The 14,313-nt window shown below is 32.8% G+C and carries 12 protein-coding genes; 8 read left to right on the top strand and 4 right to left on the bottom strand.

The window, feature by feature from the left end; translation table 11 throughout:
• The first annotated feature begins 815 nt into the window (after positions 1-815).
• Genes ACSVDA_RS07230 through ACSVDA_RS07215 form a run of 4 tightly spaced genes read left to right on the top strand, consistent with a single transcriptional unit; the run spans position 816 to position 4,794 of the window.
• Positions 816-1,751 carry a metal ABC transporter solute-binding protein, Zn/Mn family gene (locus tag ACSVDA_RS07230; RefSeq protein WP_485882019.1) on the top strand — a complete coding sequence of 312 codons (936 nt, stop codon included), beginning with the start codon at positions 816-818 and terminating at the stop codon, positions 1,749-1,751.
• A 20-nt stretch (positions 1,752-1,771) separates the two neighbouring features.
• On the top strand, positions 1,772-2,518 hold the full coding sequence (locus ACSVDA_RS07225) for a metal ABC transporter ATP-binding protein (RefSeq protein ID WP_485882017.1): 747 nt from the start codon (positions 1,772-1,774) through the stop codon (positions 2,516-2,518).
• Positions 2,519-2,530: 12 nt separating this feature from the next.
• Positions 2,531-3,913, top strand: coding sequence for a metal ABC transporter permease (locus ACSVDA_RS07220; protein ID WP_485882015.1), 1,383 nt, complete (start codon positions 2,531-2,533; stop codon positions 3,911-3,913).
• Complete coding sequence (locus ACSVDA_RS07215) at positions 3,910-4,794, top strand: metal ABC transporter permease (RefSeq protein ID WP_485882013.1); 885 nt, start codon at positions 3,910-3,912, stop codon at positions 4,792-4,794. Before ACSVDA_RS07220 ends, ACSVDA_RS07215 begins: the two co-directional genes overlap by 4 nt.
• 563 nt (positions 4,795-5,357) lie before the next feature.
• Here ACSVDA_RS07215 and ACSVDA_RS07210 read toward each other — a convergent pair.
• Together ACSVDA_RS07210 and ACSVDA_RS07205 are read right to left on the bottom strand one after the other, a co-directional pair.
• Complete coding sequence (locus tag ACSVDA_RS07210) at positions 5,358-5,738, bottom strand: GNAT family N-acetyltransferase (RefSeq protein ID WP_485882012.1); 381 nt, start codon at positions 5,736-5,738, stop codon at positions 5,358-5,360.
• A gap of 289 nt (positions 5,739-6,027) precedes the next feature.
• Complete coding sequence (locus ACSVDA_RS07205) at positions 6,028-7,341, bottom strand: MATE family efflux transporter (protein WP_485882011.1); 1,314 nt, start codon at positions 7,339-7,341, stop codon at positions 6,028-6,030.
• Positions 7,342-7,435: 94 nt separating this feature from the next.
• Between ACSVDA_RS07205 and ACSVDA_RS07200 the strand changes: the two genes are divergently transcribed.
• Both ACSVDA_RS07200 and ACSVDA_RS07195 read left to right on the top strand, forming a co-directional pair.
• Positions 7,436-8,158 (top strand): MerR family transcriptional regulator, encoded by a 723-nt coding sequence (locus tag ACSVDA_RS07200; protein WP_485882009.1) that lies wholly within the window; start codon positions 7,436-7,438, stop codon positions 8,156-8,158.
• Positions 8,159-8,583: 425 nt separating this feature from the next.
• Positions 8,584-9,255, top strand: a complete 672-nt coding sequence (locus ACSVDA_RS07195) for a hypothetical protein (RefSeq protein WP_485882008.1) — start codon at positions 8,584-8,586, stop codon at positions 9,253-9,255.
• Positions 9,256-9,411: 156 nt separating this feature from the next.
• Here the strand turns inward: ACSVDA_RS07195 and ACSVDA_RS07190 are convergent, their stop codons facing one another.
• Both ACSVDA_RS07190 and ACSVDA_RS07185 read right to left on the bottom strand, forming a co-directional pair.
• Positions 9,412-10,680 carry an S-layer homology domain-containing protein gene (locus tag ACSVDA_RS07190; protein ID WP_485882006.1) on the bottom strand — a complete coding sequence of 423 codons (1,269 nt, stop codon included), beginning with the start codon at positions 10,678-10,680 and terminating at the stop codon, positions 9,412-9,414.
• Positions 10,681-10,700: 20 nt separating this feature from the next.
• The gene (locus ACSVDA_RS07185; protein WP_485882004.1) at positions 10,701-11,288 is read right to left on the bottom strand and encodes a TetR/AcrR family transcriptional regulator; all 588 of its coding nucleotides are present in this window, start codon (positions 11,286-11,288) and stop codon (positions 10,701-10,703) included.
• Positions 11,289-11,679: 391 nt separating this feature from the next.
• Here ACSVDA_RS07185 and ACSVDA_RS07180 point away from each other — a divergent pair, with 391 nt between their 5' ends.
• A complete protein-coding gene (locus ACSVDA_RS07180; RefSeq protein WP_485882002.1) occupies positions 11,680-12,645 on the top strand; it encodes an NAD(P)H-dependent flavin oxidoreductase in 966 nt (321 codons plus the stop codon).
• A 763-nt stretch (positions 12,646-13,408) separates the two neighbouring features.
• The gene (locus ACSVDA_RS07175) at positions 13,409-13,819 is read left to right on the top strand and encodes a thiol-disulfide oxidoreductase DCC family protein (RefSeq protein WP_485882000.1); all 411 of its coding nucleotides are present in this window, start codon (positions 13,409-13,411) and stop codon (positions 13,817-13,819) included.
• Positions 13,820-14,313 lie beyond the last annotated feature (494 nt).

Here is a 14,313-nt window from a genome sequence, read left to right as displayed (position 1 = left end):
TAATAGATTCACCACTGTCCTTCCCATTAAGAAATTGTTTTACCGCATTAATTTTTACTTCAGCAGAAAATTTACTAATAAAAAACAACACCTCCAATTGATAGTTGTGTCTAACAATTGGGGTGCAGTACAAAATATGATTAGCGCCTTTTTCTATTATAGCTCAATGTTTTGGAAGTTTGAAATCTAGATAATCTAATAATCATACTGTTTATATGCTTCAATTTAGGAAGAAAGCAATGGAGGAGTTGAATGGAAAAGTTTCAACTTATAACCTATCATTTCAATTAAAAGAAAAACATAACTTCGAGTAACAACAATAATGGGAGAAATATTTGATAAACAGGACTCACAAGAAACATATGTTTCAGTATTGAAAAGAATGGGATGAAAAAATTTCTAAAGTACGTTCGTGGAAAGACAAAAGAATATAAAGGAAATCAGCAAATGTCTTAGGAAGACTATAGTCTTCCTTCAATGAACACTTATGAAGAATTGATTATTAAGCTGTAATAATCATATGATACAGATGTAAAGACTTAGCATTATCCATGATACAGATGAATATATGTTGTTAATTGATTAATAATGAATTTCATTATTGACAAATGGGCATATCTTTTGATAAAGTTTCCTTAGGGAAAAACAATTGTCTTTGACTATTTAATTGGCGGTAATGAAAAATGTATTTTAAACTTCCTATATTATTGGCATAATATACAAAAGTAGCTAATGAACATTATTTTTTTGTTCAAAAGTTGCGCTAGTCCAATAAAATAGCGTTAATCAAAAACAGATAAATCGGAGGGTTTAATATGAAGAAAAAACTATTGTTATTGCTTACTAGTTTGTTAACTTTTATCATCTTAGCTGCTGGATGTAGTGATGATACAACACAAACTAATAAATCAGATAGCCTTATTACGGTTACGACGACAATCGGTCAAATTGCAGATATTGTTGAAAATGTAGGCGGTGAGTATGTGGAAGTAACGCCTCTTATGGGGCCTGGGATAGATCCTCATTTATTTCAAGCTTCTCAAGGGGATATTAAGAAATTGAGTGAAGCAGATATTATTTTTTATAACGGACTACATTTAGAAGGAAAAATGAACGAAATATTTGAAAAAATGAGAGCTGAAAAGCCTACGTATGCCGTAAGTGAGACAGTTCCTGAAGATATGTTGTTAGCAAAACAAGGAGATACAAAAGCTGTAGATCCACATGTTTGGTTTGACACTGACCTTTGGGCATATTCTGTAAAAGCCGTTAGTGAGGGGTTAGCACAATTGGACCCTGAGCATGCTGATACTTATCATGCCAATGCTGAAAAGTATATTGACACTTTAAAAGAAATAAAGGCGTACGCTGAAGAACAGCTTGTTCAAATACCAGAAGAAAGTCGTGTTCTCGTTACAGCTCATGATGCATTTGGCTATTTTGGCGATGCATATGGTATTGAGGTAATGGGTTTACAAGGGTTAAGTACTGATGCAGAGTATGGTCTAAAAGATGTTCAAAATTTAGTAGATTTATTAGTTGATAGAAAAATTAAAGCAGTATTTATTGAGAGTAGTATTTCCGAAAAATCAATTAATGCTGTTGTTGAAGGTGCAAAAGAACAAGGGCATGAAGTAACAATTGGGGGATCATTGTATTCAGATGCAATGGGAGAACAAGGAACTGAAGAAGGTACGTATGAAGGAATGTATATGCATAATATTGATACGATTGTTTCAGCGTTGAAATAATGTGTAAAGGAGTATAAATGATGAATCCGGTACAAGTAGAAAACGTCACAGTTGCATATCATCGCAAACCCGTATTACAAGAAGTGAGCTTCACTGTTCCAGAGGGAAAGCTTATAGGTGTTATTGGTCCTAATGGAGCTGGGAAGTCGACGTTGATTAAAGCAATACTTGGGTTAATTCCAAAGGCAAGTGGAGATGTTCAAATTTATGAAAAGCCGTATAAAGCTCAACGACAGCTTGTAGGGTACGTACCACAAAGAGGCTCTGTTGATTGGGATTTCCCAACAAATGCATTAGATGTAGTTTTAATGGGGAGATACGGTCACGTTGGATGGTTTCGCAGGCCACATAAGAAGGATGTAGAGTTTGCTCTTTCTTGTCTAGATAAAGTTGGGATGAGGGAGTTTGCTAATAGACAAATTAGTCAGTTATCAGGTGGACAACAGCAACGTGTATTTCTTGCAAGAGCATTGGCACAAGATGCAACAGTATATTTTATGGATGAACCTTTTGTTGGTGTCGACGCAGCTACCGAAAAAGCAATCGTTGCTTTATTGACAGAATTAAAATCACAAGGAAAAACAGTCCTCGTTGTACATCATGATTTACAAACAGTAAAGGAATATTTTGATTGGGTGCTGCTTTTAAACATGAGGAAAATCGCAATTGGTCCTACAGAAGAAGTATTTACAATTGATAATTTACAAAAAACATACGGTGGACGATTGGCATTTCTTGAACACGGAAATGCATTAGTTGAACAATAGGAGTGAAATATTATGTGGGCTACACTCATTAGCACGTTATCAGATGCAAATACTCAATGGGTGTTAATAGGAACCGTTTTATTAGGGATTGCTAGCGGTGTGTTAGGGAGCTTTGCATTACTTCGAAAGCAGAGTTTACTAGGAGATGCGATGGCACATGCTGCTTTACCTGGGATATGTATTGCTTTTTTACTTTACGGTTCAAAGTCAATTGTGTTATTTCTAATCGGTGCAGCAATTTCAGGCTTAATAGCAACTTATTTTATTCAGTCTATAATATCCTTTACGAGAATTAAGGAAGATACAGCGATTGGCTTAATTCTATCTGTGTTTTTTGGTTTTGGAATTGTCTTATTAACATTTATTGCACAAAACAGTTCCGGGAATCAAAGCGGTTTAGACGACTTTATCTTTGGGCAAGCTGCATCGCTAATAGGTACGGATGTAAAAGTTATATCTGGTGTAGCTATAACGATGCTCGTTATTACATTACTATTGTTTAAAGAATTTAAGCTTCTAACATTTGACCCTCAGTTTGCAAAAGGGATTGGATTACCAACAGGTGTATTAAATGCATTATTAATGGTGCTAATAGTTGGTGCAGTTGTCATTGGCTTACAAGCAGTTGGAGTTGTCTTAATGGCAGCTATGCTTATTACACCAGCCATAGCTGCTCGTTATTGGACAGAGAGGCTTGATTACATGGTCATTATTTCTGGTGCAATAGGTGCAGTTTCAGGAATATTAGGTACATTAATTAGTACGACAACAAAAGGTATGCCTACAGGTCCATTAATTATCGTCGCAGCAACTATCAGCTTTCTTATTTCGATGATTTTTGCGCCAAATCGCGGTTTATTAATGAAAGGAATTCGTTTACTAAAGCTTAGAAAACTCGTAGCGAAGGAAAATATATTACTATCATTATATGATATTGCTGAAGAAATGATTAATACGGACAATAGTCATTACCTTCGTGCAATGGAAGAAAGAGAGATTAACAAAAAACGGCCTCTATCGAGTCGACAGTTAAACAAAGTATTATTACAATTTTCAAAAGAAGGTATTGTGAAAAAAGAACATAATCTTTCGTGGCGTTTAACCGAAAAAGGGGTAAATGAAGCTTTTAATGTAGTATTAAAACATAGATTAATGGAAGTTTATTTAATGCACGAGATGAAATTTGCAGCATTTCATGTAAAACATGATAATCATTCATCAATATTAGATTTACCGAAAAATGTAGTTGATGAGTTGAAGCAATTATTAATTCAATACGAAAGGCAACCAAAGCTAGTGCCTAGTTCGGAAGGCAGCTTACACACTGTTTTTAGCCCTACATCAACTGAAACGCATCGACAAAAGGTAAAAGGACATGGAGGGGCAAGCTCATGAGTTATGCAGCTTGGATAATAATTACTGGTTCACTTGTAGGTATTACTTGTGGAATGATCGGATGTTTTTTAATATTGCGTAAAATGGCGATGCTTGCAGATGCAATTAGCCATACAGTTTTATTAGGAATTGTTGGAGCTTATTTAATAAGCAATAGCTTAGACGGGATAAACATGCTAATAGGGGCTGTTATAGTAGGCTTACTTACTGCTTTTTTTGTTCAGCTTCTTGATTCAAGTGGAGTACAATCAGATGCAGCTATAGGTGTTGTTTTTACTTCGCTGTTTGCAGTCGGTGTTATTCTGCTCTCATTATACGCTGATAATGTACATCTAGATGTTGATCATGCGTTAATGGGTGAAATCACATTTATCCCATGGGATACAATTGAAATTGCAGGCTACAATTTAGGTCCAAAGGCAGTATGGATGTTAGGTTCTGTACTTGTCATAAACCTCATTTTGATTATTTTATTTTATAAGGAAATAAAAATAGCTTCTTTCGATCCAGAAATGGCGTTAGCATTAGGAATTCCAGTTATGTTTATACACTATTTACTTATGGGGATGGTATCGATTTCAACTGTTGCATCCTTCGATAGTGTAGGGGCAATTCTTGTTGTTGCAATGCTCATCGTACCTGGTGCAACAGCCTATTTATTAACAGAAAGGCTTAGTATCATGCTCGTCATAAGTGCTATTATCGGGGTGTTAGCAGCTGTTCTTGGATACTATGCAGCCGTCTTGTGGAATGTATCAATCGCTGGAGCAATGGCAACAGCTGCTGGGATCATCTTCGCTATCACATTTTTCTTAGCACCCAAGCATGGATTACTGTCCAGGTGGTTAGCTAGAAGAAAAGTTACCATTAACGAATTATAATGTCAGTGTCTCTAGCTTTCACTATATATTGTGTAAAGTAAGGGACGCTTTTTTAAATTTCACTGATTAGCATACCATCCTACATATACATCCTTTATTAAAAGGTGTGAAAGGTGAGGTAGACCTGAAAAATCGACATAAATAGAAAGGGTTTGAAAATTGAAATTCAAAGATTATTTGATGAAGCATTATTTAACGACGGTTCAGGTTATTGGGGTATTAGAAAATAACGGGGCTTTTTCTTATGCCAGTAACAAGATATAATTTCTTTCGTATGAATAAATGTATATAAATAAAAGATGAACTTGAAAAATGAAACAGTAAACTACAGATAATCTCCATTTTTTAAAACACTGACTATTCAACAAGTGAGATTTGAAGTATACATAATTTTTATTTATATATATCAGTAATGTGAAAAAGAATGTTCTACAATTTTACAAATACATATAACCAAATTTTGCGCTTGGTTATATGTATTTGTCGGTTAAGAATTAAAACCTGTAGAACGAAAATAGATTCACTTATTAGGTTAAGACACGTTAAGTAGATCGTCTTTAACTTTATATATTTTTTTTCATATAAACGCGCTTAGCGTCCCGATCAAACTCAATCCAACCTAAATGTAGATAATAAGAAATATTCTCTGTCAATAATACATGAGTTGCTAACCGTATTTCCATATACCCTCTGCTCCTTGCTTCTGTTTCCGCGAATTGTAAAAGACTTCTTCCTAAACCTAATCCTTGGTAGTTAGGATGTACTGCCACATTAGCTAGAGTAGAATATTCATCCTCAAACAACAAAACCAGACCACCAATTACCTCGTTATCAGATTCTGCTACCCATAAAGGATATAATGCTATCTCCTCTTCATAATCAACATTCATCGGTGGAAGTTTCTCTTTGAATCTATTCAAGTACACCGAGTAAGCTGCATCCATACAGTTTTTAAGATCCTTTGCATCACTAACCTTCGCTTTTCTTATTTCCCACTTATTACCAATTATATCATTATCTCCTAACTATAATATGTTTGTTTAATCATTTGCTACAAAAATACTTTGAATTTGCTTTGTTTTTATATAAAAGTCCCATTCTACGATAAGGTTCCCTCTAGCTTTTATTTATTTTCATTAATATCAGTGTTCCTATTCCTTACTTTTGATCTTCATTAAGAGTATTTGGAATAGCTTTAATTTAAAAAGGGATATATTTTAAATAAAATTCCAGTTACACCTTTAATTGTGATAGATCTAATTTGTTAAAGTAATAGATAAACCCTATAGTTAACAATATTTCTGGAATTAATAACCCAAGTGTAATTCCGGCCACCTTAAATATACAAATCATAGTATAACTCAATAGAGGAATTAAAATTAATGTTCTTAAAACAGCAACAGCTAATGACTCTAAAGGGCGATTTATTGATGTGAAATAAATGGACGATTGTATTCCTACATTGGATAGTACAGCTGCAAAACCAACTCCTAAATATAAAGTGAAAGCAACTTTATTTAATTGAACATCATTTAACAAAAAAGGTAATCCAAACCATACAATAGGAATAAGTACTACATAGAACACAAATGCATATATTGTACTTATTTTCAAAGAGAAAACAAAAAGCCTTTTTAAATCAATGTATTTTTTTTCTCCCATCAACCTTGAGGTTATAGGCTGTAATCCAGTTTGTGATCCTAAATATATCTTTGTTATAAATAGTGTAAATATTGATGAGGCTGCATATGCCTCAAGATATTCGTTAGGAAGGAATTTTAAGATCGAAACATTTATAATAAAAATCATGATTGATTCGATAAAGACACTGAAAAAGTCACTACTTCCGTTGTATAACACTCTCTTAAGTGCTTTGAAGTTCATCTTAGGAAAACTAATATTTATTGTTTTTGATTTAAATAAGAGATAAAATATATCTGCAATTAAATGGTAACTGTGACTAATAAGTGTTGCTATAGCTAGTCCAATTACACCTTGATTGAAAACTACAACAAAGATAATATTTAAAACAACATTCATGACTAATGTTACAATATTTACTTTAAAATTAAACTTAGGACTTCCATCATTCATTACCAGACTGTCTAAAACTAATGAAACCATTTGTGGAAAAAAGGCAATAGATAAATATTTCAAATATTCTGTAGCGATTATGTGGTAATCGCCTGATGCCCCCAATAAACTTGCAACTTTACTGGCATTAGTAGATGTGAAAATGGATAATAATGCTGCTAAGACAGAGAAAATGATGATTATAAAGCTTGCAGTTTGGTTAGCTTTATGAATCTCTTGCTTTCCTACGAGTAATCCAATGTAGGAACCTAATCCAGATGTAAACATAAATGCAAAGGCAAATATGAAGAATAACATTGGGTTTATTAATGTTATCGAAGCCAGAACCGCTGAACTGATAAAAGTTGCTGCTATAATGTGGTCAGCGCTTGATGCAAGAGCCATAACCAATTTTGTCGTTATAACCCTATGTGAATATTCTTTGTAAATTTTTGTGAATTCCGTTTTATTCATTTTTTTCACCTCAAGTAAAACCTTAAGGTGTTGACCAAGTCAACAGTCAACAAAAAAATATAATAAAATACTTCATGGAGGTCGATCTTCTGGAATGAATAATAGATATAGAATGGGTCAAATAAGTAAATACGTAGGAATTAGTAAAGATACTATAAGACATTGGCAGAAAAAAGGGATACTTGATATTAACAAGGATGACAATAATTACAATGTATTTACAGATGAGGACTTTTTCCAAACCTTTAAAATTAATTTATATCGAGAATTAGGTATGAGTATTTCAGATATTAAAGAACTATTGAATAAAGGAGATATTGATGAAAAAAAAGACATCATTAGTCATTATATTAAAGAAATAGATAATGAAATAGAAAAATTGATTAATCAAAGAAATGTGTTAAAGATGGCAAAAGACTTGCCAACTACTAGAAATGATCACTTTGAAGTTATTAATAAGACATTTAAATTGAAGAAGGTTCATACAAATACTCCAGCAAATTTCTCTGATGGAGATTTTTTGAAGGATAAGCAAATCTTCATAACCGATTTTGGTGCAAAGTCTTTAGAGAATCATGATATTTATATTGAAGTTCCTAACAATGCAGATGTTGTTTATGTTGATTCTACTTTTATCCATTTTTACTATCCTAGAGAAAAACTTGAGGAGAGTAGCAAATTTACGGAACGTATTAAGATGTTTGCGCTGAAAAACAAGCTTCAATTAATGGGAAAAATTATAGAGATACACGACCTAAAACAGCTTCTAATTAGTGATGATGATTATATAGAATTCTATGTTGAAGTAAAAGATTAATTGATCTCATTTTGATAATCGTAAGTGGGGCACATTTATGACAAACGATTAATTTCAATAAAAGAGCAGAATTTAACAATAAAATAAATCTAGGAAGTATAGATTTTAACATAAGTAATGTGTATTTAAGAGAAATTGAAAGTTCTATTGAATTTATAGTTAGCTTTTATAAGCTAAAGGGCTTAGCTATTCTTGTGTGAAATATTACTAGTAAGATAGTAATCATGATGAAATTTAAAGTTTATACAATGACTTAGATCAAAATAGAGATATAGTTGCTCATAGTACTAAATATTAAAACCCTTCATTATCTCACGTTCTATACGTCGAAGATGAAAATAACATTTATTTGGATTTATCATAATAATGAACATATCATTTAGAAATATTTGTTGATACATACTTGTTAGGGAGGTGACTGACAGTTGATTCCTCGTGAAATATTTTTAATATTACTAATTTTATCTATAATGGCTGTTTCTTCATGTTCAAAGGAAACAACAACTGAGGAAAATGTTGACTACGTCGCATATATTACGAAAAAGGAAGGTTCATCTTATCAGAAAACATTTAGAGAGCTAAACATAGGGTGGCTACGTGATTTTAGTCTTGAACTTCCATATGCAGATCAGAGCTGGGTTAATATTTGGGTTGAAGGATATGAAGATGGAGAACAAGTAAAAGCTTCTCCGCTAATACAGTTATCCTATGGAAGAAATCCAAGTAAAACTTCAACAGGCTCAATAGGGTTTGGTACGATTGATTCAGCAGATCATGAATTGTTCTTTTTATATGGTCCCGGGGTTTATCAAATTCCACAAGTCCTAGATGTAAATGAGTCATATTTTTCTACAGGTGCTAGCCAATTCGATTATGCTTTTTTAGACGAAACGATTCAATTACAATCAGGGGAAACAAGGGTGTTAGCAATCTTCCGACATAATGATGAAGCAGTTTTACGCCCCTATGACTACTATACTCAGGATGGAATTGACGAAATGATCGAAGAAGAAACTTTTGTCATGTTATTGAAAATTAAAGTAGAAAAAGGGATAGATAAGGAAGGGGCTGTGTACGATTGGACTTCTAAAAAATAAAGCATCTAATGAAAAAAAAATGTTATCTTTTTCATTAGATGCTTATTTTGTGTAAACTGTCGCTTTCAGGGGATTGTTGCTAATGCCACAATCCCTTCACATATTTTTGATAGAAATGTTGCTTGGACCTATATAATTTCATGTTTAATCACTTTCTTACTTAAATCTTTCGTCAAGAATTCTAGCGAAAAACACTGAAAACTGTGCTCTATTGACTACACTTTCTGGTTTAAATGTGCCATCACTATATAAGTTAGTGACTTGATTAGCAGCTAATGTATTGATATAGGGGTAATTTGGTTCTGCCTTATCAACATCAACAATGTCCCCGTTATAAGTACCTTGTAAATCATAGGCATTTACTAGAGCATAGGCCATGTCACTACGTTTCAGTGGATCGAAAGCATTGAATGTCTCTCCTTTAGGGAAGATACCTTCATCAACTACTGCTGCGATTTCTTTATAATAAATATGATCAGTTGTTATATCTTCAAATCCTGGATTAGGCCTGTTATCCAGGTCAAGATTCAGAGCTCTTACGAACATAAGTGCAGCCTGTCCACGTCTAACCTCATCATCAGGACCAAAGTTACCATTTTGATAGCCTTTAATAATATCAAAATCTGATAAAAATTGAACTTCCTTTACTGCCCAATGATTTAAAGCTAAGTCTTTAAAATCACTTGTTGTTATCTCAAGGTCATAATATCCTTCTGGAGAAGAACCCCACACATCAATAACATATGTTCCTTCACTTAATTCAGCTTCAAAAAAGCCTCCTTCAGGTGTAGCTAGAGTATAATTGATAACATTGTTTTCTTCATCTAGTAACTTAAACGTTAAAGAATCATACAAGGTTGCATTAGCGTAAGTCCCTTTTATACCAACTCGTTCCTTTTGAGTGAGTTGAAATGTGAAGTAGTCATTCTCGTTTGCATAATGAAAACCTTGATAGGTTGTATTTAATGCAATAGGTGTTGCACTTGCTATTTCGTTTGTCCCTAAAGAGTTTTTGAAATATTTGTCTATCTCGAAATTAATTTGTAAAGTAAATGATTCGGCATTTACAGCTGGATCTTGTTTTGTAGAAACTGCTAAATAATATGAGCCCTTTGGTAATCCTAAAATCCACGTTGAGGATGCAGGGTTTGATAGTATTTCTTCTTTATTTTTATCTAGGATGGTATATGTATCTAATATTTCTGTCTCAGTTAGTAGCTCCAGTATGAATTTTCCATGTCGTTCAATTGAAAATGAATAATAGTATACTGAACCATCTAATTCATGAATCGTTTCAATTTCACTATTTAAAGTAATGTCTTCTGCATTTTCAACTCTATTATTACTTTGAGCATGAACACTATCGTTCCAAATCAAAGTTGAAATCAAGATGTAAAAGAAAGCCATTAGTATTGATTTGTTCATTGTCCGCCTCCTTCATATTTTTATTTACTTCTATAACCGTTTAATAGTAATGAAGACATCATTTCTGCAATTTCTTCTTTTGAAAGGTGACCGTTAGCATCGTACCATTGATAAGCCCAATTACATGATCCGAAAATCGTTTGCACTGCGATAGACGGTGGAATATCTACGAAATCACCTGATGCTACAGCTTTTTTATATAGTTCAGTAGCATGTTTATAATACAGACGGATATGCTGTAAGGAGTTATTAATTAAATCACTTGATAAATTCTTTTTTTCATCAAAAAACAAGCCAATGTCCATTTTGTTTTCCAAGATTAATAAAATATGTTGTTTCACGAGCAGATGAAATTTTTCATGATCCTTGATATCTTCTCTTGCTAATGTGACTTTTGCAAAATCAGTAATTTTCCAAGTAACTTTATCAATAATTGAAAAAATAATTTCATCTTTACTTTTAAAATAATGATAAATTGCTGGTCGAGTCACATTGAGAGCATCAGCTACTTCTTTTAAACTAGTTGTTTTATATCCATTTCTAAAGAATAATTCTTTTGCTACATCTATAATTTTTTCAGGAGTTACGTCTTTTGATCCTCTTTTCAAATTTCTCATCCTTCTTTATAATTTCTCTTCTCCGGTGTTTACGTGAAGAACTGTAAAATTAATAACTTTAAAAGGGTAATTAACGAAGTAGGCTACCTTATTCACAACCCATTTACACAAAATCTATTGAAAAATACTTTTATTCCTATTGTACATGAGATTACTAAAAATAGGACAGAAAATTTCATGGCATTTGTCCAATTTAGCACAATTACGACCTAATTACCATTCGAATATCCCAATGATCTAGTATTAATTGTAGCGAGCAAAAATATTGTATGATTCTTCAATATGAAGCACCAATAATTGCACAATAATAATTATTATGTTAATCTTCTGAATAATAACATAATTTACTCGCAAGTAAGTAAATAATTAAGGAGTGATTGAAATGAAATTACCTAACGAAATTAGCTCACAACTAACACTACCTGTAATTGGTGCACCAATGTTTTTAGTTTCTGGACCTGAGCTAGTTTTAGCACAGTGTAAAGCAGGAATAATTGGATCATTTCCAGCACCTAACGCTCGTACAATTGACATATTAGAGAAATGGATGGCTACCATTACGATGGAGTTAAGTGACTATAAGACTGCAAATCCTAATAAAAAAGTTGCGCCTTGGGCAGCGAATTTAGTTGTTCATTCGACATACGAACGGTTGCATCAAGAATTACAATTAATTAAAACATATAAACCACAAATAGTTATTACGGCACTTGGTAATCCAGCTGCAGTAATTGAAGTTGTTCATTCATATGGAGGTAAAGTTTTTGCGGATGTTAATTCTATAAAACATGCTAAGAAAGCAGCTTCTCTTAATGTAGATGGACTTGTACTTGTAAGCTCTGGTGCTGGAGGACATACTGGGGCAATTTCTGGATTCGCTTTTGTTCAAGCGGTTCGTGAATTTTTTGATGGTATTTTAGTACTAGCAGGATCAATCTCAAATGGACGGGCAATTTTAGCATCACAGGCTCTTGGAGCTGATCTCGCTTATATGGGGACAAGGTTTATTTCCGCTAGCGAAAGCATGGCGACAAAAGAATATAAAGACATGTTAGTCTCCTCTTCATGTGAGGATGTAATTTGTACTGACGCATTTACAGGTATCCCTGCAAATATGCTATCACCTAGCATTAAATTAGCAGGTCTCGATCCTGATAAATTAACAGAAAAAGCAAGTGTTGACTTTAATAACCCACAATCTGATAAAAAAGCATGGAAGGATATTTGGTCGTCAGGTCATGGTGTAGGATCAATTAAAGCTGTTGAATCCGTAGATACGATTGTAAACAATATGTATAAAGAATATGTCGATGCCCAAAACACCATTTCTGAATTAAGTAAAAGATAGCCAAAGAAACTATTACGAAGATGATTTTCAGTATAGAAGAATATTGACAAGTATATTAAGGGGTATCCTAGTGTTTATAATCGACATAAGGAATACCCTTTTTTGCGTTTTATGAGTATATATATTATAGGTGTTATTAATTTTGGTATATAAATCGAATGATAATACATTGTGTTTAAGCATTATCGAAGTAAAATAACAATGATAATTACAACAACAATAGTAACGATCAAGCTTACCGTATTCTTCGTCACAATTTTCCCTCCAAATTTAAATAGATCTTCCACAAGCATCAGTCTAAGTTGTAGAAGTATTATTTAGTGTATGGACATATATTACATTTAATGTATAAAGTATGTATTGTAGATATTAATCCTTTTTTTCGATCGTAGTTATTTTAAGGTGGTTTTCGTATTGATTGTTGTATACGTTCTAACATATAGCACGTAAACAACTAGCGTTCGTGACATCAGGTCTTCTCTTACAATTATGGAGCTCTATTAAAACTTATTATCATGCCCATTTTGAAAATACGAACAAAGCTTACGAAAAGTGCTTAATAAAAGGTTGAACAATTTTATGTAAAAAAATGCCCAACCATAGAGAAAACAATCTGTTACAGGAATTGAGTGAAAAAGAATAAATTTCTTGGCATTAAGTATTAAATATTATGTGCTAATTAGAATTTACAATTTAAGAAAGAAACCCATATTTAATCAGAAGTTGAATAAGTTCAACATAATAAACAACTAGGTGGAGATGAATGATGAATAAAGACAACACCACTCCGATTATTGTTTTTGATGGAGTTTGCAATTTATGTAACGGAGCAGTCCAGTTTTTATTAAAGAGAGATAAGAGAGATGCATTGCGTTTTACAGCTATGCAGTCTGAAGTTGCAAAGGAATTGTTAGTCACATATCAAGTTCCAACGAATGTTGATAGCTTCGTTTTTATAAATGGGAATAAATATTATATAAAGTCAACCGCAGCGCTTCAAGTGTCTAAATATTTGTCGGGTTTATGGAAGGTGTTCTATCTGTGTATAATCATACCTGTCCCAATTCGTGATTTTATATACGATTGGGTAGCAAAAAACCGCTTTAAATGGTTTGGGCGTAGAACAGAATGTATGTTACCTACACCAGAAACCAAAAAGAAATTTCTAAACTAATTTGGTGAACAAATAAAAAGACCTCCCGAGAAAAAATGATAAAAAATTCAGGAAGGTCTTAAAATGAAAGGAGATGTTATATTATATGCCAAGCATTTTTATTAGTATGTATCTCTGACCTAGGGTGTTTATATCAATTTCAACAAGTATGTATCATAATTAATGAAACGATTTGAATATTTTTTAGCGCCATTCAATACATACTTTTATCTAAATAGGGAGAAATTATTCCATTACTTTCAAGAATTCCATGTCTTAATATTTGGTGTAGGCTTTGAGGTGATTTATTATATCTTTCACAATGTCGTAATGAAAAAGAAAATATCTGAGAAAATCAGATACGACCATTTCATCATTCAACCACAATGGTAGGTGTAATCTACCTTGCATACTTGTAGCTATGTAAACGCGTTAAACCACATTTCTCATCCTGTAGATGGTCATTTTTGGATCATTATGTCTTTTATCCCTTTGTCCTTCATTAAAATAGATGA

The organism is Cytobacillus sp. Hm23, from assembly GCF_051842895.1.
Lineage (GTDB): Bacteria > Bacillota > Bacilli > Bacillales > SM2101 > Nanhaiella.
This window is presented reverse-complemented; position numbering and strand designations above follow the sequence as displayed.